The organism is Colwellia sp. E2M01 (assembly GCF_018860585.1).
GTDB lineage: Bacteria > Pseudomonadota > Gammaproteobacteria > Enterobacterales > Alteromonadaceae > Colwellia.
Genome location: NZ_JAHKPR010000019.1, coordinates 13,424 through 36,712, shown reverse-complemented (window position 1 = coordinate 36,712; position 23,289 = coordinate 13,424). Strand labels below are relative to the sequence as shown.

The 23,289-nt window shown below is 37.7% G+C and carries 18 protein-coding genes; 2 read left to right on the top strand and 16 right to left on the bottom strand.

Annotated elements, in window-relative coordinates:
* Positions 1–34 precede the first annotated feature (34 nt).
* From KO502_RS03735 to guaB, 4 genes are all read right to left on the bottom strand, one after another.
* Positions 35–1,552 (bottom strand): protein adenylyltransferase SelO, encoded by a 1,518-nt coding sequence (locus tag KO502_RS03735; RefSeq protein WP_216021222.1) that lies wholly within the window; start codon positions 1,550–1,552, stop codon positions 35–37.
* A 73-nt stretch (positions 1,553–1,625) separates the two neighbouring features.
* Entirely contained in the window at positions 1,626–1,979 is a 354-nt protein-coding gene (locus KO502_RS03730; protein WP_216021221.1) for a RidA family protein, read from the bottom strand.
* A gap of 321 nt (positions 1,980–2,300) precedes the next feature.
* A complete protein-coding gene (gene guaA / locus KO502_RS03725) occupies positions 2,301–3,878 on the bottom strand; it encodes a glutamine-hydrolyzing GMP synthase (protein WP_216021220.1) in 1,578 nt (525 codons plus the stop codon).
* A gap of 330 nt (positions 3,879–4,208) precedes the next feature.
* A complete protein-coding gene (gene guaB, locus KO502_RS03720; protein WP_216021219.1) occupies positions 4,209–5,681 on the bottom strand; it encodes an IMP dehydrogenase in 1,473 nt (490 codons plus the stop codon).
* A 291-nt stretch (positions 5,682–5,972) separates the two neighbouring features.
* Here guaB and xseA point away from each other — a divergent pair, with 291 nt between their 5' ends.
* Both xseA and KO502_RS03710 read left to right on the top strand, forming a co-directional pair.
* Positions 5,973–7,307, top strand: coding sequence for an exodeoxyribonuclease VII large subunit (gene xseA, locus KO502_RS03715; RefSeq protein ID WP_216021218.1), 1,335 nt, complete (start codon positions 5,973–5,975; stop codon positions 7,305–7,307).
* Positions 7,308–7,426: 119 nt separating this feature from the next.
* Entirely contained in the window at positions 7,427–8,860 is a 1,434-nt protein-coding gene (locus tag KO502_RS03710; RefSeq protein ID WP_216021217.1) for a diguanylate cyclase, read from the top strand.
* A gap of 29 nt (positions 8,861–8,889) precedes the next feature.
* On the opposite strand, the gene KO502_RS03705 is transcribed toward KO502_RS03710, so the two are convergent.
* The 12 genes from KO502_RS03705 to iscX form a co-directional block, all read right to left on the bottom strand.
* A complete protein-coding gene (locus KO502_RS03705) occupies positions 8,890–9,564 on the bottom strand; it encodes a PilZ domain-containing protein (RefSeq protein ID WP_216021216.1) in 675 nt (224 codons plus the stop codon).
* A 134-nt stretch (positions 9,565–9,698) separates the two neighbouring features.
* Positions 9,699–11,177, bottom strand: a complete 1,479-nt coding sequence (der, locus tag KO502_RS03700) for a ribosome biogenesis GTPase Der (RefSeq protein WP_216021215.1) — start codon at positions 11,175–11,177, stop codon at positions 9,699–9,701.
* 297 nt (positions 11,178–11,474) lie between these two features.
* On the bottom strand, positions 11,475–12,713 hold the full coding sequence (gene bamB / locus KO502_RS03695) for an outer membrane protein assembly factor BamB (RefSeq protein ID WP_216021214.1): 1,239 nt from the start codon (positions 12,711–12,713) through the stop codon (positions 11,475–11,477).
* A gap of 50 nt (positions 12,714–12,763) precedes the next feature.
* On the bottom strand, positions 12,764–13,447 hold the full coding sequence (locus tag KO502_RS03690) for a tetratricopeptide repeat protein (protein WP_216021213.1): 684 nt from the start codon (positions 13,445–13,447) through the stop codon (positions 12,764–12,766).
* Positions 13,448–13,470: 23 nt separating this feature from the next.
* Positions 13,471–14,751 carry a histidine--tRNA ligase gene (gene hisS / locus KO502_RS03685; protein WP_216021212.1) on the bottom strand — a complete coding sequence of 427 codons (1,281 nt, stop codon included), beginning with the start codon at positions 14,749–14,751 and terminating at the stop codon, positions 13,471–13,473.
* Between the two features lie 201 nt (positions 14,752–14,952).
* A complete protein-coding gene (gene ispG / locus KO502_RS03680) occupies positions 14,953–16,083 on the bottom strand; it encodes a flavodoxin-dependent (E)-4-hydroxy-3-methylbut-2-enyl-diphosphate synthase (RefSeq protein WP_216021211.1) in 1,131 nt (376 codons plus the stop codon).
* A gap of 41 nt (positions 16,084–16,124) precedes the next feature.
* Positions 16,125–17,141, bottom strand: coding sequence for a RodZ domain-containing protein (locus KO502_RS03675; protein WP_216021210.1), 1,017 nt, complete (start codon positions 17,139–17,141; stop codon positions 16,125–16,127).
* A complete protein-coding gene (pilW, locus tag KO502_RS03670) occupies positions 17,134–18,780 on the bottom strand; it encodes a type IV pilus biogenesis/stability protein PilW (protein ID WP_252730488.1) in 1,647 nt (548 codons plus the stop codon). Before pilW ends, KO502_RS03675 begins: the two co-directional genes overlap by 8 nt.
* Before the next feature lie 62 nt (positions 18,781–18,842).
* The gene (locus KO502_RS03665; RefSeq protein WP_216021209.1) at positions 18,843–20,003 is read right to left on the bottom strand and encodes a bifunctional tRNA (adenosine(37)-C2)-methyltransferase TrmG/ribosomal RNA large subunit methyltransferase RlmN; all 1,161 of its coding nucleotides are present in this window, start codon (positions 20,001–20,003) and stop codon (positions 18,843–18,845) included.
* A gap of 315 nt (positions 20,004–20,318) precedes the next feature.
* Complete coding sequence (gene ndk, locus KO502_RS03660) at positions 20,319–20,750, bottom strand: nucleoside-diphosphate kinase (protein WP_216021208.1); 432 nt, start codon at positions 20,748–20,750, stop codon at positions 20,319–20,321.
* A gap of 187 nt (positions 20,751–20,937) precedes the next feature.
* Entirely contained in the window at positions 20,938–22,650 is a 1,713-nt protein-coding gene (locus tag KO502_RS03655) for an NAD-dependent malic enzyme (protein ID WP_216021207.1), read from the bottom strand.
* 113 nt (positions 22,651–22,763) lie between these two features.
* Positions 22,764–22,970, bottom strand: coding sequence for a Fe-S cluster assembly protein IscX (gene iscX / locus KO502_RS03650; protein ID WP_216021206.1), 207 nt, complete (start codon positions 22,968–22,970; stop codon positions 22,764–22,766).
* Positions 22,971–23,289 lie beyond the last annotated feature (319 nt).

Sequence of the window (23,289 nt, the reverse complement as noted above, 5' to 3'; positions counted from 1 at the left end):
TAACTAGTACAAGAATAACTTAATGAAATTGGTATTAAGTACCACAAAAAGTCTTGTAGCCTATATCACCATCACGCGGTGCGTCTTGATATAGGTACGTATTATCAACCTCTTCATAAGGTTGTTGCAGTACCGTCAAAAACTCATCTAAATTCGTTAAGTCACCCGTTGCTTGTGTTGTCGCTAATATAGCTTCAACATGATGATTACGAGGAATAACCTGCGGGTTAGTTTGTAGCATGAGTTTTTTAGCTGCATTTACATCATCAGCAATACGTTCATACCAACGCACTAACCATTGTTGCCACTCATCCTCAGAGCCCTCATCATTCACAAGTACTTTATCAACAGTAGCTTGATTTAAATTAGCCGCTAATGTAACGAAAGATTGAGTATAGTCCATCCCCTTTTCTTGCATAAACTTCAGTAAATCATTCACTAACTCAACATCACCTTCGCACAAATCACTGATGCCCAATTTATTGGCCATCATCAGATAATAAGAATACTGTAAATCATTAGCAAACTGCTTTAAGAACGGCTCAATTTTCGCTAAAGCAACGTTTTCATCGTCATCGATTAAAGGTAATAAACAATCAGCAAGGCGCGCCATATTCCATTGCATAATGGAGCTTTGATTACCAAACGCATACCGCGCATTTCTGTCAATTGAACTAAACACAGTATCGCTGTGATAATGATTCATCATCGCACACGGACCATAATCAATAGTCTCACCTGAAATAGCCGTATTGTCTGTGTTCATCACGCCATGAATAAAACCAACACGTAACCATGAAACTATTAATTTAACTTGCTTATTTAATACTGCAGCGAAGAAATCAAGCACATTTTCAGAGCTAACAACGTCTAAACAAGTATCCGTATTTACCGAAGTATCATCAATAACAGGTACGGTGATCTCAGGAAAATGTCGCTGAACTGCAAAACGGGTTAATTTCTTTAATGACTCAACATCACCTCTTGCCGCAAAAAATTGAAATGTTCCTACTCGAATATGACTTGCGGCAACACGAGTAACCACTGCACCTGGTAATGCTTGCTCGCGATAAACTGCTTGTCCTGTGGCAACAACCGACAAGCAACGCGTAGTTGGTACGCCAAGAGCAAACATTGCCTCACTCATAATAAACTCACGCAACGCAGGCCCTAACGCACAACGACCATCGCCACTACGAGAAAAATGACTAGTACCAGAGCCTTTCAATTGAATATCCCAAACATTGCCGTTTTCATCTTTTATATCACCTAAAAGATGGGCACGACCATCACCTAATTGAGGATTAAAATGTCCAAATTGATGACCAGAATAAGCTTGCGCGATGGGTTCACTTCTCTCAAACAATCTATTTCCTGAAAAGTATTGTGCGATTAAATCATTATCTTCAGGCACCGCAAATTTGATGCCTAAAGACTTAGCTAGTGGTAAATTCCACAACAGTAATTCAGGCGAAACCACTGGTGATGGCAGTGACTGCTGCGAAAAAGCAGCACCAAGTTTGAGATAACTATTTGAAATATTTAAAGGCATGTATTCCTCTTGGTTAACGTTAGTTATGTGAGTTTAGTGAAGCGATTTAAAGATAATAAATTATCTAAAAGTCTTATGCTTGAATTTCAGCGGCAATCACTGAAATTTCAACCAATAAAACGTCACGCGCCATGTCAGCAGTTACACAAGCTCTTGCTGGAGCATGTCCTTCTGGCACCCAAGCGTCCCATACTGCGTTCATTGCAGCAAAGTCGGCCATGGTTTTTAAATAAATAGTTGCTGACAACATGTGCTCGCGATCGCTACCTGCAGCAATTAATAATTCATCAACTTTATCAAGCATGGTTTGGGTTTGCTCAGTAATGTCTTTAGTCGCGTCTGCACAGACTTGTCCACATAAGTAAATTGTTCCGTTGTGCTTAACTATTCGGCTCATGCGTTGCTTTTTTTCAATTCTCTGTATCATAGTGCTTTGCTCTTCCTATTTGAAATTTTATCGGCATTGTTATCGCCTTTTCTTTCATCACATATAGTCATATGCTCAGAAAGAAAAGCCTCAACGGCTTTGCTAAAATTCCAATTAGTTTGAGTTCCTTGGTTAGTGTTATATAGTTATTATTAAAATAAAACCCCAGAACTTTTCAGTAATGAGGTTTTGTATTGTTCATTAATTTAGTTTTTAGACGACGGAAAATCACTTTATTTCTAAGAGTTAGCGCGGAGCGTAGTTTACTACGTGAGCACTTCCGACAACGAAAGAATGTGATTTAACAAGTCTACAACTAAATTATTCCCACTCGATTGTCGCAGGCGGCTTACCTGAAATATCGTAAACTACACGAGAAATACCATCGATTTCGTTAATGATTCGGTTTGAAACCAAACCTAAGAAATCATACGGTAAATGTGACCAACGCGCGGTCATAAAATCAATGGTTTCAACACAACGTAAGCTTACAACCCAGTCGTACTTACGAGCATCACCCATAACACCTACTGAACGTACTGGTAAAAACACGGTAAATGCTTGGCTTACTTTTGTATATAAATCGTGTTTGTGGAGCTCTTCAATGAAGATAGCGTCGGCACGACGTAATAAATCGGCGTATTCTTTTTTCACTTCACCTAAAATACGAACCCCTAATCCAGGACCTGGGAATGGGTGACGGTAAAGCATATCGTATGGTAAACCTAGCTCTAAACCAATTTTACGTACTTCATCTTTAAATAACTCACGTAATGGCTCAACTAAACCTAACTTCATGTAATCTGGTAAACCGCCAACATTGTGGTGTGACTTAATCACGTGCGCTTTACCTGTAGCTGATGCTGCAGATTCGATAACGTCAGGGTAAATAGTACCTTGTGCTAACCATTTAGCATTTTCCAGTTTATTTGACTCTTCTTCGAAAACATCAATAAAAACATTACCGATAATTTTACGTTTTTTCTCAGGATCATTTTCACCTGCTAATCGGTCCATAAATCTGTCTTCGGCATCAATTTTAATGATGTTTAAACCGAAGTGGTCGCCAAACATATCCATCACTTGCTGGCCTTCGTTTAAACGAAGTAAACCGTTGTCAACAAATACACAAGTCAATTTATCACCAATAGCACGATGTAAAAGCATGGCAACAACCGATGAGTCAACACCGCCTGATAAACCTAAAATAACTTCGTCGTCACCCACTTGTGCTTTCATTTTAGCAATTGCATCTTCGATAATTGATGCTGACGTCCAAAGTTTTTCACACTGACAAATATCTACAACAAAGTGCTCTAAAATGCGTAAACCTTGTTTAGTGTGCGTCACTTCTGGGTGAAATTGTACACCGTAGAAATTCTTTTCTTTGTTTGCCATAGCTGCAAATTTACAACTTGGAGTTTGAGCTATTGCTTCAAAACCAGCAGGAATCGCAGATACTTTATCACCGTGACTCATCCATACATCAAGAACAGCATTGCCTTGATCGTTAACATTGTCTTCAATATTTTTGAATAAGTCAGACTCAGCAATAACTTCAACGCCAGCATAACCAAATTCTTTATGCTCAGAGCTTTCAACCGCCCCGCCTAATTGCTCAGCCATTGTTTGCATGCCGTAACATACTCCCAACAAAGGTACGCCTGCGTTAAATACACATTCAGGTGCACGTGGTGAATCGTGTTCAGTAACACTTTCAGGTCCACCTGCTAAAATAATACCTGTTGGGTTAAATTCTTTAATTTGCGCTTCAGTAACATCCCAAGCCCAAAGCTCACAGTAAACACCAATTTCACGTACGCGACGTGCAATAAGTTGTGTATATTGTGAACCAAAATCTAATATTAAAATTCGTGAATCATGAATGTCTTTACTCATTTTTTTCTCTCATTTTGATTGCTCTTCATGAACAAACTTTATGCTGCATTGTTTTCGTAATTTATCAAAATCATTTATGAGACATAAACTCATTTTCTAAATTACTCAACAGCCTTGCCTAAAGCTCGTTCATTTTGAGCTATATAATAAGTAAACAGGCTGAGTTATCATATTAATAACTCAGCCTGTTGGAATTTTTCGGTTGAAGATACCTTCAATCAACACCAAGTTGAAAATAGTTTAGTGCTAGTTCAAGGCGCTAGCGCGGAGCCTAGTTTACTAGGTGAGCACTTGCAACGCCGAAATTGCGCGAAACTAATTCAACCGAATTTATCCCATACGGTAGTTAGGTGCTTCTTTCGTTATTGTTACATCATGCACGTGCGATTCGCCCATACCTGCCGAAGTAATCTTCATAAACTCAGGCTTAGTACGCATTTCTTCAATATTTGCAGAGCCCGTTAAGCCCATTGAAGAGCGAATACCGCCCATTTGTTGATGAATAATTGCTGCTACTGGGCCTTTATAAGCAACGCGACCTTCAATACCTTCTGGCACTAACTTATCAGCTTCGCCATCAGTTTTTTGGAAGTATCGATCACTTGAGCCGTCTTTTTGTGCCATAGCACCTAACGAGCCCATACCGCGATATGATTTGTAGTAACGGCCTTGATAAAGTTCAACGTCACCCGGAGACTCTTCAGTACCAGCAAACATACTACCAACCATTACACAATGTGCGCCAGCAACTAAAGCTTTAGCAATATCACCTGAAAAACGAATACCGCCATCAGCGATAACAGGGATTCCTGTACCTTCAAGTGCTTCAACGGCATTTGAAATAGCCGTTAATTGCGGTACACCAACACCAGTCACAATACGTGTGGTACAAATTGAACCTGGGCCGATACCTACTTTTACTGCATCAACACCAACATCAGCTAAGGCTTTAGCGCCTGCACCTGTTGCAACGTTACCTGCAATAATTTGTAAATCAGGGTATTTTTGACGAGTTTCACTTACGCGGTCAATAACACCTTGCGAGTGACCATGTGACGTATCAATTAATAATACATCAACACCAGCAGCAACAAGTGCATCAATACGTTCGTCTGTACCAGCGCCAACACCAACAGCAGCACCAACACGTAAACGACCAAACTGATCTTTACACGCGTTAGGCTTGTCTTCTGCTTTTTGGTAATCTTTTGCTGTGATCAAACCAACAAGTTTAAATGCATCGTCAACGACTAAGATTTTCTCGATACGGTTATCATGCATTAGCTCAAGAATTTCTTCGCGTGCTGCGCCTTCTTTAACAGTAATTAAATCTTCTTTAAGTGTCATTAATGATGAAACTGGACGGGTTAAGTCTGTTTCAAAACGCAAATCTCGACCAGTGATAATACCTACTAAATTATTTTCAGCATCAACAACAGGAAAACCAGAAAAGCCTAAATCGTCAGCTTTACGCATTACTTTTTCAATAGTAAAGTCAGTACTCACGGTAAATGGATCAGAGACAATACCACTTTCATATTTCTTAACTTTAGAAACATGTTTAGCTTGCTCAGCAATGGTCATATTTTTATGAATAAAACCTACACCGCCTTCTTGTGCTAACGTGATTGCTAGACGAGATTCTGTAACTGTGTCCATAGACGCAGAAATCATCGGGATATTTAGGTTTATTTTACGGGTTAATTTAGTTTTTAAATCAGCCGTATGTGGTAACACAGTTGAGTGAGCGGGTACAAGTAACACGTCATCAAAAGTTAAAGCTTCTTGGGCAATTCTTAGCATCGCAACATCTCTCTAAAAGGGTTGGTTAGGGAGTGAATATTGCGGCAGAATTTTAACGGTTTTATTGTTTTAGGTAAACATTTATTTATCAATTTACGATAAAAATAAGTAAATAAATGGCGCTTATAAATATTAATCACCAAAATCAATTGAAAGATGGCGGTAATCCATAAATAATAGCGTTTCTTGTCAACTATTCGTCCTAATTACGCTTTTGTATTGCAAGCAACAATTATCAGTAAATAACACTATTTAAAAGTGAACATAAGTCAACTTAATGAGCCATAAATTATGAGTCCACAGCACATTTTACAAATCAGCGAATTAACCAAAAAAGTTCGCTTTATTTTAGAAAGTGAGCTTAATACCGTTTGGCTAACAGGTGAAATATCAAACTTTATTGCTGCTAGCTCTGGTCATTGGTACTTATCGCTAAAAGATGCGAAATCGCAAGTAAAGTGCGCCATGTTTAAAGGCAGTAACCGACGAGTACGTTTAAATACAGGTGGTGTTCCAACTAATGGGCAACAGGTGTTGGTTCGCGCTAAAGTATCTTTGTATGAACCACGAGGTGATTTTCAATTAATTATTGAACATATGGAAGATGCGGGTGCTGGTTTATTACGCCAACAATACGAACAATTAAAAAACAAACTCAATGGATTGGGCGTTTTTAACCTAGCGCATAAAAAATCGATACCTGCACACATACAAACCGTCGGTATCGTCACCTCACCTACCGGCGCTGCTGTAAAAGATATTTTAACTGTACTTAAACGCCGTAATCCTAATATCAAAGCCATTATCTACCCTGCATTAGTACAAGGCGAGTATGCGCAAGGCGATATTTGTCACGCCATTGAGAGTGCCAATAAGCGTAATGAATGTGATGTATTGATTGTCGGCCGTGGTGGTGGCTCATTAGAAGACTTATGGCCTTTTAATGAAGAAAGCGTTGTTTACGCTATTTATGATAGTAAACTTCCGGTGATTAGCGCCGTAGGCCATGAAATTGATACCACGTTAAGTGATTATGTTGCTGATTTACGCGCGCCAACACCGTCGGCAGCCGCTGAACTTGTTTCCAGTGATAGTAGTGAGCAACTTAATCAAGTATTAATGCTCAAGCAACGCTTAATTAAAGCGCTACAAAGTCAGTTGCTTTTATTGAATAATAAAAAAACTTACTTACAACACAGGTTATCGCAAGTACACCCTGAGCAACAATTACAATTACAGCAACAAAAAGCTGATGAATTAACGCTGCGTTTAAAACAAGTGATGTTGCGCAATATGTCACAATTACAAAACAAGCCTGCTCAACTTAATCAACGTCTTTTAAATCAATCCCCTGCAAAAGTCATTGAATTTCAACAGCGACAAATAAGTCAGAGTAAACAGCGTATAACACAAGCAATGCAAAATACTTTACAGCATAAGCGTGATGATTTTGTGCATTTAATTGAGCAATTACAAATTGTTAGCCCGTTAGCAACCATAGCACGCGGTTATAGCGTTACCCGTAACGAGAAAAACCAAGTGATCACTAAAGTTGAACAGTTACTTAGTGATGAAAAAATCAGTATACAACTAAGTGATGGTCACATTAACGCTAAAGTAATTTAGAAGAAATAACTAAAAGACAGTTAATTAGTTATTTTTAATAGTAATATGCTTAAACTGCTAACAATAACTGCTATGATATTTAAATACTTTCATTAATGTGTTTATACAGTACCAATTTTATGCATTTCAATTACCGCATTGTTTTCATCATTACTGCCTTAGTTTTCTCCTTATCTATCTCACTAACGCTTGTGAACTATTTTACGGCAATGGAAAGTACCCGAGATCAACTAAAACAAAGAGCCCTACCTTTAACCGTTGATAATATTTATAACAAAATACAAAAAAATATAATTGAACCCAATTTAATTGCCTCGATGATGGCCCACGATACTTTTTTAATTGATTGGTTGTCACATGAAGAAGATGATATTCAGCAAATCACCAATTATTTAGAAAAAATTCAAAATAAATATAAAATGTTTACTGCTTTTTTAGTGTCCGATAAAAGTAATAACTACTATTCAGCCCAAGGTTTGCTAGAAACATTTAATGAGAATAGTACTAATAGTGCCTGGTATTTCAACTTTAAAAAAATAGCAGAGCCTAGCGAAATCAACATTGATTATAACACTAATATGGGTAGCGAACTTATTATGTTCCTCAATCATAAAATTTATGATGATGATTACCACATGCTAGGTGCTACAGGTATAGGATTAAAAACTTCTTACATCAACGACATGTTAAAAGACTTTAGGTTGAAGCATAAGTTCACCGTTTATTTTGTTGATCATAATGGCAATGTAGTCATTTCAGAAAAAGGTATTAAAACTGTACCAGGTTTAATTGACACCCCTGAATTAGCCACTCAATTATCAGATATTATCAGTAAAGGTAGCCAAGTTTTTGATTACCGAGAAAACAGTGAAGCCCACTTATTAAGTAGAAAATTTATTGATGAGCTCGATTTATATCTTATTGTTGTAGCTAAAGTGAATGACTTTACTAAAACAGCGAAAGATACGTTTTATATCAATATATTACTTTCTGGGCTTATTACATTGCTTATTAGTATTATTATTGTACTTTACGTGCGAAGAATCCATTTAAAGCTTAACAGTTTAGCTAGTAATGACGAGCTTACCAACTTACCAAATAGGCGTTGTTTTCATAATAAGTTATCTGAACTATTATGCTATAAAGAGCGTAATAACAATGAGTTATCTATTATCTTCATTGATATTGATGACTTTAAATTAATTAATGACACACAAGGCCATGATATTGGCGATAAAGTATTACAATCACTCGCTGCGTTATTAAAAATTAACATAAGAAAAAACGATTTTGTAGCACGCTGGGGCGGTGAAGAATTTGTAATATTGTTAGTGGACTCTAACCTTGAACAAGCCAAAGTCATTGCTGAAAAATTACGTTTAAACATAGCTAATAATGTTAACTTATCTCAACTAACAAATAATGATGTTACCATTAGCTCAGGCGTTACTTCAGTAACGACCGGTGATGATATTGATAGTATTTTAAAGCGTGTAGACAATGCATTATATAAAGCTAAATCACTAGGCAAGAATGTTGTTGTTTTAGACTAGTGTTTAGCTTTTTAAGTTATTACCTGGTTTTATACTAAAGCCTGGTAGAGTAATTCAACAACTTGTTCTTTACTCACACTATTAAACTTAACGCCAAAAGATACTCCGTCAACTTGTTGCTTTATATTGCAAACCGTGGCGTTAAGCTCAATATTTTTTTTCTCTCCGCGTGCCTCAACGACAATATCAATTATTTTATCTTCTGCTAATACTAATTTTTCGCCATTAACAATATCTAGCTGACCACCATCAACAGATAAATTAGTCATGGTTGTTTGCCAAAAAACCTCATCAATCTTAACTTTTGCCGCTATTTGCGTATCAATGCGCATAGAAGTACGTAAATTTTGTAAGGTAACCGCATTAGGTATATCTAACACCATGATACGCGAAGGAATTTGCAAAGTTTGTTTAACCGTACTAATAAAAGCAACCGCTGCACCATCTCTACCTTCAATAAGACCACGTACCGTTATAACCGTGCCTTGAGCAATATATTGCGAGAAGTTACCTAATTTAGATGAATCAGGAAACTCAACAAGAACATACTTTTTAGGTAAGTAGCCGATATAAGAGGTATTAAATTTTTTCTTTTGCCCCGCAGGTGTGGAGATATCAATAATAATCGGCTGACCTGCTTTTAAAAAAGCTAAGTTGCGTATTGTTGGTTTGGTTGGATCGATTAATATTGCTTGGTCGGCCATAGTACTCAACTATCTCTGTATGTTTACTCATGAGGAAAGTAAAAGTGGAGGAGTAACAGTTATTTTAGAAAATTAAGTAACAAATTACAACTTGCCACAAACGTTAATAAGTATATGGCAAGTTTTTATAAAGATTAATCTTTTTTATAACCTTGTGTAGCGCGCGCTAATTTCTTTTGCTCTGTAAAACTAAGTTTCTTCTTGCCTGCAAACGGGTTAATCGTATCTTTAAATTGAATACGAATAGGTGTCCCCATCATTTTTAATGACTTACGGTAATAGTTCATTAAATAACGCTTATAAGACACAGGTAGCTTTTTAGCTGAATTACCATGAATAATAATAATTGGTGGATTGTAACCACCCGCATGAGCATATTTAAGCTTAATACGACGCCCTTGGTATAACGGCGGCTGGTGATCAAACACTGCCATATCAAGAATTTTAGTTACCATTGCTGTTGATATACGTTTAGTAGCCGAAACAAACGCTTCTTCAACTGATTCATATAAGTGACCAACACCCGTGCCATGTAACGCTGAGATAAAGTGAATACGAGCAAAATCAATAAAACCTAAACGTCTGTCTAATTCAGTTTTGATCCGATCTTTTTCATGATCTTCTAAGCCATCCCATTTATTTACCGCCAGAACTAATGAGCGCCCAGCTTCAAGAATAAAGCCCAATAAACTTAAATCTTGATCGCTAATACCTTCTTGCGCATCAATAATGAGTAAACACACGTTTGCATCTTCAATAGCGCGTAAGGTTTTAATGACTGAGTATTTTTCAACAACATCGGTAACGTTTTTACGGCGACGAATACCTGCGGTGTCAATTAACGTATATTCACGGCCATTACGCTCCATGGGAATGTAAACACTGTCACGTGTTGTACCTGGCATATCATAAACAACAACACGCTCTTCACCTAATATGCGGTTAGTAAGTGTTGACTTACCAACATTTGGACGACCAATAATCGCTAATTTTATTTTATCGTTTTCTTTTGGCTCTTCGGCAAGCTTTTCCGCTAGTTGCTCTTCGGTTAATTCAGCTTCGAATTCTTCAAAGTACTCATCACCATTTTCGTTTTCAACTTTAGGTTGTCCTAACGCTTCAATATGAGGCGTTAACGCAATAGTTAATAATTGTGTGACACCACGACCGTGAGCGGCAGCAATTTGATGTACGTGCTCACCTAAGCCTAAAGAATAAAATTCAGCAACAGCTGAGTCGCCATCAATACCATCAATTTTATTGGCAACTAAAAAGACTTTTTTGTTTTGTTTACGCAAATATTCAGCAATGCCGTGATCAGCTGCCGTTAAACCATCACGCGCATCAACTAAGAATAGTACCGCATCTGCTTCTTCAACGGCCATTAGAGACTGCTCAGCCATTAACACATCAATACCTTGCTCATCACCATTAATACCGCCGGTATCAATCACAATAAAAGGGTGTTCTTCTACTTCGGCTTGACCATATTGACGATCTCGAGTTAAACCAGGGTAGTCAGCAACCAGTGCATCTCGACTACGGGTTAAGCGATTAAATAACGTTGATTTTCCTACATTAGGACGACCAACAAGAGCAACAACAGGAAGCATGAGCACCTCAATTGAAAATACCATGCGAATAAATATGCACAGTTTTCAAACAAAAATAATTAAAAACTAATAGTAAAGCTGACAATATAACACTCAGCCAAACTGCTGAGGTAGTAATACAACTAAAATGAGCAACGGCTCCTAATGCGATTGCACAGGAGCCGTTGGTAACTAATTCGACTAAACGAACCTGCATACTCATTTAAGGATAATTTAAATATCAAGAGTATGACTAAAATGTAATATTAAAAATACAGAAGATGTAACCTAGAGTGACTTACTACTCGTCACTATCCCCTACTCTTTAGGTAAATCTTTAGGTGTCATAATAACGTCTAAATCACCATCACGAGATTGCACATAAATAAGATCATCAACAACCGTTGGTGTTGTATATATGCCACTACTATCAACTTCATGGCGAGTAACAATGTCACCCGTATCTTGGTCTAACCAATGTAAATAACCTTCAAAGTCACCTACTACCACGTATTTACCGACAACCGCAGGACCCGTTACGCGACGATTAGTTAAGTCAACATTGCTCCAACGTTCAATACCGTTAATACGGTTAAGTGAGTAAACATGACCACGTGTTGTAGTGATATAAATGTCATTACGGTAAATGGCTATTTGTCGATACGAAGAATACTGACGTTTCCATAATATGCGGCCTGAGGTTAACTCAATTGCCACCAAGTTGCCTCGTGCAGAGATAACATAAACTTTATCACCAAAAACAACAGGTGCGGAGTCAACATCAACAACACGCTGCAATTCTGTTGAGCCCGTTGGCTCTCCAACTTCGGTTGCCCAACCGCTTTGACCTGTTGCTAAGATATAAACATTAATATCACCTTTAGCTGAGCCGACAAGTACACCACCAGAAGCGATAGTTGGCGCACTAATACCACGTAAAGTTAAGGCAGGTACATCTTGCTCTATTTCCCACAGTTCTTCACCTGTGGTGGCATCAAACGCTTTTAATAAGCCCGAGGCAGAGTTAACAACCAAAACACCTGAGTCAATAGCAGGCGGTGTTATCACTTCACCTTTAATTTTTGAATGCCAAACTAGCTCGCCAGTTTCTGAATCTAAAGCATAAACATCGCCATTTTCAGTACCAACAAAGATCTTATTTAACCCAGCCGTAGGACCACCTGCCACTAATGCTGATGTTCTCGCTTCCCAAAAATTTCGCTCATTATTAAGATCACTTAAGTCTGCCCGCCAAACTCTGTCACCGCTGTCTTTTTCAAACGCCGTAACATACCCCATGCGGCTTGCACTATAAACTTTATCATAAGCGATAATGGGTTTTATCCGTGAAAAGTAATCTTCAACACCTTCACCAACACTATTATCCCAAAGCTCTTCAACTTCGAAAGCATTTTCTAACACTGTCAGCTCTGCAATTCGAGTACTTTCATCTTCATCGTTTGAAGAACAAGCAAGTAGCGTTGAAGACAATAAAAAGATAACAAGTACCTTTTTAGCACAAAACCCTTTGAAGTTTTTTTTATCAAAAAAATGCATAATTTGCCTAGTTTGCCTTATTAACAAAAGTAAGTTTACCAATGAATAAATTATTGAGCTGTTGTTTCAGCTACTTCATCAATTGCATTTACTTCTGACGTTGGTAATGATGTTATTTGTGCTAAGTCATCTAACTTAAGTTGTAAACTTGGGCTAGTCGCAAGACCATCTGCAGCAATTGCCGCTTGATAAGCATTTCGAGCAAGATCATCTTTACCTTGTTGTAAGTAGCTATCACCTTTAATTTCTTCAATAGCTGCGGTAAAAGACACGGGTAAGTTACTGTTTAAGGTAGCAAGTGCTGCATCGTATTGTTCAAGTTGTACTTGTACACGCGCTAAACGTAAACTTGCAATCGCTTTTATACCCTCAGTAGGTGCTGCATTAATTGCGGTAGTAAGTTGTTTCTGTACTTCTACCCAGTCTTTATGTGACGCGGATTTCTTGGCAAGTGCTAATGCGGTTAATGATGCATAACTACTCGAGCCATTTTCATTAATAAATTTTTCACCTGCTGAAATAAATGCTTCTGGATTAGCATCACTTTCGTCAATAATAGCTTGGTAGTTATCAGAAATCATAAGTTGTTCTTCAAACTTGTTATCTTGATAAACATTAAAACCGATAAAACCACCAAAGCCTAAAACAAGACCTGCAATAATAGTATTACCATTACGTTGCCAGTATCCTTTAATCGCTTCTACTTGTTGTTCTTCTGTTTGATAAATTTCCACAATGTCACCTTGGCTTAAAGCCCTTAAATTAGTTCAGATAATAAATGAGAGATTTGACTAAATGCTACGCTTTCTTGTTCTTTTTGTCCGCGTAAGTATTTAACCATCACTTTCTCTTGAGCAATTTCATCATCACCCAAAATCAACGCAATTTGTGCACCGGATTTGTCGGCACGTTTTAATTGTTTTTTCATGTTGCCGCCGCCACAATGGCATTGCAATCTTAGTTCAGGTACTTGATCACGCCATTGCTCAGCTAAATTATTTGCTGCAATCTGTGCATCGTCACCTAATATCACCACATAAGCATCAACTTGCGGGCGAATATTTTGAATTTTATCGAGTTCGGTTAACATTAACACTAAGCGTTCAATGCCTAACGCAAAACCAAAAGCAGGTGTTGTTTTACCACCAAGCTGTTCAACTAAGCCATCATAACGCCCACCAGCACAAATAGTACCTTGCGCGCCTAATGTAGTTGTTACCCATTCAAATACGGTACGGTTGTAATAATCTAAACCGCGTACTAAGCGTTCGTTTAATACATAGTTAATGCCTGCGGCATCTAAACGAGCACAAAGCGTATCAAAATGTGCCTGAGTTTCTTCACCAAAATGATCAGATAACTTAGGAGCATTAGTTAATGCTTCTTGTACTTGTGGGTTTTTACTATCAAGTACGCGTAACGGGTTTGTGTGCATGCGACGCTTAGAATCTTCATCTAACAGATCTTCATGTGCAACTAAATAAGCAATTAAAGCTTCACGGTAATTAGCACGTTCTTCGTTCGAGCCTAATGAGTTTAACTCTAGTGTGACAAATTCATTGATACCAAGTTCCCGCCATAAGCGAGAAGTTAACAAAATAATTTCAGCATCGATATCAGGCGTAGCAATACCAAAGGCTTCTAGCCCAAATTGATGAAATTGGCGATAACGACCTTTTTGTGGTCTTTCATGGCGAAACATTGGTCCCATGTACCAAAGACGTTGTTCTTGGTTATAAAGTAACCCATGTTGAATACCTGCGCGCACACAGCTTGCTGTGCCTTCTGGACGCAATGTTAAACTGTCACCATTTAAGTCATCAAAGGTATACATTTCTTTTTCTACAATATCAGTGACTTCACCAATACCGCGTTTAAAAAGTGCGGTTGACTCAACTACTGGCATGCGAATTTCAGCAAAACCATAATTGCTGGCAACACGACGTAATACCGTTTCAACCATTTGCCAAATATTAGTATCACCGGGAAGGCAATCATTCATACCACGAATTGCTTGTAGAGCCTGTTGTTTAGCCACTGAGCTGTTCTCTCTTTCTTATTTCTTTGGTAAGACTGACAAGTAAACCATGTAAAGCCATTACCAGACTTGTTTTGTGTTAATTTTCGCAGCGCGAAGTATACCTAATAAAAGGTTGCTAATAAACCATCGCCTTGCAGCGTTTATTAAGGTCTATTGATCTTTCGAGATTACTTTTATAGAAAACTCATGAACAAAAGACTAATCAATTGGTTTAAAGTCTATTTTATTCTTCTCGCTATTACGTTCATTCATTGCATGGGCTTTCGCGCGAATACGCTGCTCTAGTTGATCAACAAGATTGTTATTGTCAAAACGTTCTTTTTGGCGAAGACCATCTAAGTAGAAACCACTTTTTTTGCTGCTACCGGTTAAGCCAAGATCAGACACCATAGCTTCACCTGGACCATTAACAATACAGCCAATAATTGAAACATCCATTGGTGTCATAATGTCTTCAATACGTTGCTCTAATGCATTTACCGTAGCAACAACATCAAACTCTTGTCGTGAACAACTTGGACAAGCAATTAAATTAATACCGCGACTACGTAACTTTAACGATTTTAAAATATCGAAACCGACTTTAATTTCTTCAACAGGGTCTGCCGCTAAAGAAATACGTAATGTGTCGCCAATACCTTGCGCTAATAATAAACCTAAACCAACTGATGATTTAACTGCTCCAGAACGTAAACCACCAGCTTCAGTAATACCTAAATGCAACGGATTATCTATTTGTTTAGCCAATAATTTATATGATTCTACCGCTAAAAATACGTCTGAAGCTTTAACGCTCACTTTAAATTGATCAAAGTTAAGCCTATCAAGAATATCAACATGGCGCATTGCCGATTCAAGTAAAGCTTCTGGTGTTGGCTCAGTATATTTTTCTTGAATGTCTTTTTCTAAAGAGCCGCCGTTAACGCCAATACGAATTGGAATACCATGATCACGGGCACTTTCAACAACACTACGCACTCTATCTTCTCGGCCAATATTACCTGGGTTAATACGTAAACAGTCTGCGCCATATTCAGCTACTTTTAAGGCGATGCGGTAATCAAAATGAATATCAGTCACTAGAGGTATATTAACTTGCTTTTTTATTTCACGAAAAGCTTCTGCCGCATCCATTGTTGGTACACTAACACGCACAATATCTGCACCGACGGCTTCTAATGCTTTAATTTGAGCTACGGTTGCTGCAACATCTGTGGTCAATGTATTTGTCATTGATTGCACAGTAATTGGCGCATCACCGCCAACAGGTACGTTACCCACCATAATTTGGCGAGAAACACGACGGATAATAGGAGATTCTTTAAACATAATTATTCTTTATATTGGTTGTGATATTCAATATTTATTGGCTACTCATCGAGAGGTAAGTTGAATTTTGCTATATTGCCTACGTTAAAGGCCGACATATCTACCGCTTGCCCATTAAAAACAATACTTGTTAATTCAGGTTTACCCACGGTAATGCGAAGTGGTGCTACACCTTCAATGGTCATTACATAACCTGTTTTTTTAACGCCCCATGCAATTCTTTCACCAGTTGCGTCGAAAATATTAACCCAACAATCACCCGAGAAAGTAAATATAGCCTTGCTTAAACCCGGCTCTTCGGTTTGATTAACATCATCAGTGCTTATATTGGCAGCGACATCACTTACCGTTACTTCACCGATGTTATTTTCATCTATGCTTAGTTCATTTAGATTATTTTCATTTAAGTTTTTTTCATCAAGCCCAGACTTAGCATTTTTATTTAACTCAGTTTTGTTAATAACATTCAACTCAGCGTTATCTGCTGTATTATCATTTTCAATAACTGTTGTTGAATCAGTGTCTTTTGCTGCTGCCGCTTCAGTTATAACAGGTGCTGACTGTGCTTTATCTTGGTTTTGTTGTTTATTATCTTGCAGCCACCACATAATAGTTAAACCAACCAATACAGCCACAATTAAATAACTTAGCCACATCACACGACTGTGCTCTGCTTGTTTACTGGTTTGCTTAGAAAAACTTAGCATTTCAGTACGTTGAATATTGGCGACATTAAGTGTTTCATAACTTGCTAAAACATCTTCAACATCTACATTCACTAATTTTGCGTAGTTAGTAAGGTAACCACGAATAAAAGTCACCGGTACTGCAGGATCGAAACGATTCTCTTCAAGAGACTTAACCAGTGAAACTGAAAAGTTTAACTTTATTGCTATATGCTCTTGTGTTAATGATTGCGCTTTACGACCTTCACAAAGCATAGCGCCAGGGCTTACCATTTCCATATCTTCGGACAGTTCGGTATGCAATTTATCATCAGCGTTTTGCTGACGGCTTTTGTCACTCTTGTTAAGTATGACATCTACTTCTTTATTCATTTATATTGTTCACTGTTTTTGGATCAACGATGTAAAGCTTATCACCTACCTGTATTTGATTACTTTCAGAGAGGTTATTCCATTGGCGAAAAGTATCTAACTTGATATTATATTTTACGGAAATTTTATAAAGGTTATCACCTGACTCTACTGTATGTTGTGCCGCTTCTACGGCAACCATATCAGTACTTTCAGTTGCGGATTCGGAGACAGTAACTGGTTCATCAATATTATTAATATGATTTGCAAGTATCTCTTTGTCTAGTGCTGCTTGTGCGGCCTTTTCTTGTTCAGCTAATCGCTTTCTTGCCGCCTGTTCTGTATCTACAGCAACAACAGCTGATGTTTCTTCTGGTAAAGCGACATCTCTTGTTGCAGGTATAGGTTGCGTTGACGTTGGTTCAATATTTGATACCGAAGTTGTAGTAACTGTTTGAGTCACTGGAGCAACCTTATTAGCTTTTGCCGTTACTACTTGTGCTTGAGGTGCAGTCGGTTGACTAACGGCAATAGGCTTAGCACTTTCAGCATCTGAGCTTAACGCTGTAGTTGCAACAGCGGCACCCGCTGTTGCAGAGATTACCGCAGCACCTGCAGTCGCCGTTGTTTGTGTTGTTGTCGCAACAGCACTCGGAGCTGCGTTAACACTCGATGAGGTAGCAACCCTTTTATTTGCTATAGCAGCACCATTATCACTTGTTGTTATGCTGTTTGTGTAAGGTGTGTTAGTACCTTTATTCGGTGAAAGTTTCACTACACGTTTATTGTTATCAGAAGTGACGACTTTATTTTCATGCTTATTTGTTAACTGGTATCTTTTCGCTAACTCATCGGCAGAAATAACCATAAGTTCATTCAGTAGGTATTGCTTTGCTTCCCAAGACTGAGGATACATTTTCACCAGCATATTGGCATAATTATTGGCGGTGCGACGCTGTCCTAATTTAATGTAAAGTTTATAAGCTAATGAAAGAGAATCAGGAGTATAGCGCTGAGTATTACGTTCAAATTTTAGTAAAAATCTTTTCGCTTCAGTATAATTACCCATAGCATATTGTAAACGTATCATTTGTAGTAAAATAGCTATTCTGTTTGGGTCATGATAAATAGCTTTAGTAAGATACAGCTCTGCTTTTACAAAGTCATCGTTCTGTAAGTAACACGAAGATAAGTTTTCATAACTTTGAGAGACCATCAAATAACTTGGCACAGCTATGGCTTTTAAAAACTGAACTTCCGCCTCTTCGACTTGACCTTGACGACACAAAAATACACCGTAGTTATTGAGTGTATCAGCACTATCAGCATCAAGTACTAAGGCTTCTTCAAAGGATTTTTTAGCGAGTGTCACTTCGCCAACGGTTTCATAATAATGTGCAAACGCTGTATAAACTTGTACTAATTTAGGAGAGAAGGCTTTTGCTTTTTCAAGATTAAGTTTAGCTTGCGGCATATCACCCATTTTTAAATAGCCCAAACCTAAAGAAATACGCGTTGCTGCCATTTCGTCACGGTTTGCTTGGGTTTTTATAATCGGCTCATTATTTTCGAAACTTTGAGTTACGCAGCCTGTTAACACTGATATAGAAACCACAGTTAATAAGGTTGAAGTAATATATTTAGCCATAGCTTTATTCATGATTGGTAATGCCTTGATCGCCTCGTATTATTATTTTTATACTAAAAACAGAGTACTAGTAATTAAATAGCTTTAACTGCGATAGTGTCAGTTTTAGCTTGATCTTTCAATGAACTTATTTCAGCATTCTTTGCTGCATTAAAGCCACTGCGCTTAGTTCTATCTAATACGTCGCCAGCAAGTTGACCACAAGCAGCATCAATATCATCACCACGCGTTCTACGTGTAATTACCGTTAAACCGTAGCTTTGTAATACTTTATCAAATCTATCAATACGTGAATTACTTGAGCGTTTGTATGGTGAACCTGGGTAAGGGTTAAACGGGATCAAGTTAATTTTACTTGGTAAACCTTTAAGTGCATGTGCTAATTCATGTGCTTGATCAGTACTATCATTAACGTGATCTAACATAACATATTCAATTGTGGCCTGTTTATTAGCTTTTGAACCATCAATATAGCGACCGGCTGCTGTAATAAAATCCTCCAGTGGATATTTTTTATTAATAGGTACTAATTCATCACGTAATTTATTATTTGGCGCGTGAATTGAAATAGCCAAAGCACAATCTATTTTTTCTTTGAGCATATCTAATGCAGGAACAACACCTGAAGTACTTACCGTCACTCGACGTTTTGACAAGCCATAGCCTAAATCGTTCAACATGGTATCAAGCGCAGGAATTAAATTTTTCATGTTTAACAGCGGCTCACCCATTCCCATCATTACAATGTTAGTGATTGGGCGAGTGCCGGCAATACGAGTTGCGCCTATGTCATTAGCTACACGCCAGACTTGACCAATAATCTCAGACATCGATAAGTTACGATTAAAACCTTGTTGCGCAGTTGCACAAAAAGTACATTCTAAAGCACAACCAACTTGTGAAGAAACACATAAGGTTGCGCGATCATTTTCAGGGATCCACACTGTTTCGACTTCTTGGCCGCCTTCAAGCTTTAATGCATATTTAATAGTGCCATCTTCTGACACTTGTTTTTCTGATATTTCAGGTGCGCTAATCACACAATTACGCTGTAACTTTTCACGTAATTTTTTATTAATGTTGGTCATTTGCTCAAAGTCACTGTAACCAAAGTGATAAATCCACTTCATGATTTGATCCGCCCTAAAAGGCTTTTCACCAATAGAATCAAAGTATTCACGCATACCTTTATGATCAAAATTAAGTAGGTTTACTTTTGTGTTTACATTACTCATACAACAAACTCTCAATAACTCAGGTAACTACTTCGCTATCGAAAATATTTAACATCTTCAACGCATTGTAAGTAGCTTAAAAAAACAAGGCGCGCATTGTATACTTTTCAAGCAACAAGCGCAATTTACTCGGTTATTTTTAACAGAGATATGACCCCGTTAGAAATAACAAAAGGATTTTACTAATTCCTCAGTAAAATCCTTTGCTGTATTTAAATTGATATCAGTTTAATTATTAAAAAAACTGCATGGTATTTAGTTAAATAACTGAACCTTATTCAATTAACGTTTTATACCAAAATACCAGAATTTAAATTAACGTGTACGTGGACAAATTTCATCATCAGAAAAGAAATAAGCAATTTCGCGTGCCGCTGAGGCTACTGAGTCTGAGCCATGAGCGCAGTTTTCTCTCATTGAACCAGCAAAATCAGCACGAATAGTACCCGCTAAAGCTTCCTCTGGGTTAGTTGCGCCCATAATTTCACGGTTTTTAGTAATCGCACTTTCGCCTTCAAGTACCTGAACCATAATTGGTCCTGAAGTCATAAATTCAACAAGAGGCTCATAAAATGGGCGTCCTTTGTGCTCAGCATAAAAGCCTTCCGCTTGTTCTTGGCTTAGGTGAAGCATTTTCGATGCAACAATTTTTAAACCTGCAGTTTCAAAACGGTTGTAAATTTGACCAATAAGGTTTTTAGCAACTGCATCAGGTTTTACGATAGAAAAAGTGCGTTCGACTGTCATGTTAAGCCCTTGTATTTGGAATAAAAAGATGAAAATTTAAATGCACACACTAATCATCTATTTAATAACTAGTGTTGTGCTCGCATTATAGAGGAAATTGCTACAAATAACTAATGATATAACTGACGCATAATACCGAGAGTTCTTCTGTTATTCATGTAATTAATTAGCCGTTGGAATATGCAACTTATACACTTATTCTTCTGTATTGGCGATAAATTGGTTTCCAAAAATTACTTTCAATTGCCGCCAACAACTCTTCATCACTCATAGGTAAGGCTAAGTTTTGTTTAAAAGCCACTTGCGCAATAGCAAAAGCAATATCTTTACTCAGTTGGGAAATTGCCGTTAATGGTGGTAATAATTCATCAGATTGATTGTTAGCTAAAGGGGATGCCGCAGCTAAAGTTTCACTAGCAACTTGTAACATTTCCTCGGTAATACGACTTATTTTAGCGGTCACCACGGCTAAACCAATACCTGGGAATATATAACTGTTATTACATTGCGCTATTGGGAAGGTTTTACCGTCATATTCCACTGGGTCAAACGGACTGCCAGTAGCAATAATAACTTGTCCTTGAGTCCAATTAATAACCTGGCTAGGTGTTGCTTCAACTTGACGAGATGGGTTACTTAATGGAAAAACAATAGGTAATTCGCAGTGCGATTTCATTGCGGTTATAACTTGCTCAGTAAATAACCCCGCCTGCCCTGATACACCAATAAGAATATCGGGTTTAGCACCGTGCATAACATCAAGTAAAGACGCAAATTTTTCACCTTGCTCATTTTCACTACTGTTATTAAGTGTCCACGATGAAATAGCGGCTTTGCTTTGCACTAACTTTTGTTGAAAATCACGAAGATCTTTCATTCCTTCAGTTAACAAGCCAAAACGATCAACCATAAATACTTGGCTACGTGCTTGAGCATCAGATAAACCTTCACTAACCATTTGACTAATAATTTGCTCAGCGATACCGCAACCTGCCGATCCTGCGCCAACAAAAGCAACACGTTGCTCAGATAATTTAGCGCCTTTATTGCGACAAGCAGCAAGTAAAGTACCAACACTCACCGCAGCTGTACCTTGTATATCATCATTAAAACAACAAATTCTATCTTTATAACGTTGCAATAAAGGCATAGCGTTAGGTTGTGCGAAATCTTCAAACTGCAATAAAACACTCGGCCATCGGCGCTTAACTGCACTGATAAATAACTCTAAAAATTCATCGTAAGAATCTTGGTCAATACGTTTATGACGAGCGCCCATATACATAGGATCGTCTAATAACTTTTGATTATTAGTGCCCACATCAAGCATTACCGGTAAAGTATACGCAGGGCTAATACCGCCACAAGCTGTGTATAATGACAATTTACCAATAGGAATACCCATGCCGCCAATGCCTTGGTCGCCTAACCCCAAAATACGCTCACCGTCAGTAACTACAATCACTTTTACTTTATTTTTTGTTGCATTTCTTAAGATATCGTCAATATTAAAGCGGTCGTCATAAGAGATAAACAAACCACGCGAGCTACGATATATATCAGAGAACTGCTCACAAGCATCACCCACGGTTGGGGTGTAAATAATAGGCAGCATTTCAGCAAGGTTATTTTGTACTAAATTAAAGAATAGAGTTTCATTATTATCGTGAATAGCACGTAAATAAATATGTTTATTAATATCAGTATTAAAGCAACTATATTGACGATAAGCGCGTTGTGTTTGTTCTTCTATGGTCTCAAAACGAGGTGGTAACAGGCCGGTTAAGTTAAAGCTGCCGCGCTCTTCTTGGCTAAAAGCACTACCTTTGTTGAGTAAAGGCGTTTCCAATAACGACGGGCCTGCGTAAGGAATATAAAGTGGACGCTGAGATAAAGGCATTTTATTAGCTACTCATTTGTTTGAAAAAGAAAATAAATGAAAATCATGTATCGAAAATATTACGGCTAGTACTAAATACTATGTACTAAGCATTATGTAAAAGAAGGTTTTACTTAGTCTACTTCAGCAATCCAAGCCAGTTGAATCGCTTCAAGTACACGTTCACCACAATGAGCAGGATCATCATCAAAACGCTCTAAATCAAGTACCCATTGCCTTAAGTCTGTGAAGTGTATTGTTAAAGGGTCAACATCTTCATGCTCTTCTATTAAATCCAAAGCAATTTCGAGTGAATCAGTCCAGCGTAATCCTTGGTTCATAATAATTTACCTTTAGTGAGGGAATAAATGTATCTTGTTGTACTTAGAATAAAACTCGAAAGAAAAAATAATCGATAATTAGCATAAAAATAAGCCACGCAAGCAACAACCTAGTTTTACGACAAAAAGCGCATTCTGTGTGCCACCAATGTTTAAAACTATTTGTTTTGTTATGACTTACCATTGCTTTTAAAATCGCCCTTTCATAGTTGACTTATACTCTACTTTATCGTCAAAAAAAATCTACCACTTTCAATAATAAAAGCTCCTGAGGTAAAGTTTAACTTATACCAATTCTGATAATTTTCTGGTCTAGCTG

What these genes read in the sequence shown, in the direction of transcription:
- KO502_RS03665 (WP_216021209.1), bottom strand. Translation starts at nt 20,003, where the DNA reads ATGAGTAATGTAAACACAAAAGTAAACCTACTTAATTTTGATCATAAA.
- bamB (WP_216021214.1), bottom strand. Translation starts at nt 12,713, where the DNA reads ATGCATTTTTTTGATAAAAAAAACTTCAAAGGGTTTTGTGCTAAAAAG.
- guaB (WP_216021219.1), bottom strand. Translation starts at nt 5,681, where the DNA reads ATGCTAAGAATTGCCCAAGAAGCTTTAACTTTTGATGACGTGTTACTT.
- KO502_RS03710 (WP_216021217.1), top strand. Translation starts at nt 7,427, where the DNA reads ATGCATTTCAATTACCGCATTGTTTTCATCATTACTGCCTTAGTTTTC.
- pilW (WP_252730488.1), bottom strand. Translation starts at nt 18,780, where the DNA reads ATGAATAAAGCTATGGCTAAATATATTACTTCAACCTTATTAACTGTG.
- ispG (WP_216021211.1), bottom strand. Translation starts at nt 16,083, where the DNA reads ATGTTTAAAGAATCTCCTATTATCCGTCGTGTTTCTCGCCAAATTATG.
- KO502_RS03675 (WP_216021210.1), bottom strand. Translation starts at nt 17,141, where the DNA reads ATGAATAAAGAAGTAGATGTCATACTTAACAAGAGTGACAAAAGCCGT.
- KO502_RS03705 (WP_216021216.1), bottom strand. Translation starts at nt 9,564, where the DNA reads ATGGCCGACCAAGCAATATTAATCGATCCAACCAAACCAACAATACGC.
- KO502_RS03655 (WP_216021207.1), bottom strand. Translation starts at nt 22,650, where the DNA reads ATGCCTTTATCTCAGCGTCCACTTTATATTCCTTACGCAGGCCCGTCG.
- xseA (WP_216021218.1), top strand. Translation starts at nt 5,973, where the DNA reads ATGAGTCCACAGCACATTTTACAAATCAGCGAATTAACCAAAAAAGTT.
- der (WP_216021215.1), bottom strand. Translation starts at nt 11,177, where the DNA reads ATGCTTCCTGTTGTTGCTCTTGTTGGTCGTCCTAATGTAGGAAAATCA.
- iscX (WP_216021206.1), bottom strand. Translation starts at nt 22,970, where the DNA reads ATGAACCAAGGATTACGCTGGACTGATTCACTCGAAATTGCTTTGGAT.
- guaA (WP_216021220.1), bottom strand. Translation starts at nt 3,878, where the DNA reads ATGAGTAAAGACATTCATGATTCACGAATTTTAATATTAGATTTTGGT.
- ndk (WP_216021208.1), bottom strand. Translation starts at nt 20,750, where the DNA reads ATGACAGTCGAACGCACTTTTTCTATCGTAAAACCTGATGCAGTTGCT.
- KO502_RS03735 (WP_216021222.1), bottom strand. Translation starts at nt 1,552, where the DNA reads ATGCCTTTAAATATTTCAAATAGTTATCTCAAACTTGGTGCTGCTTTT.
- KO502_RS03730 (WP_216021221.1), bottom strand. Translation starts at nt 1,979, where the DNA reads ATGATACAGAGAATTGAAAAAAAGCAACGCATGAGCCGAATAGTTAAG.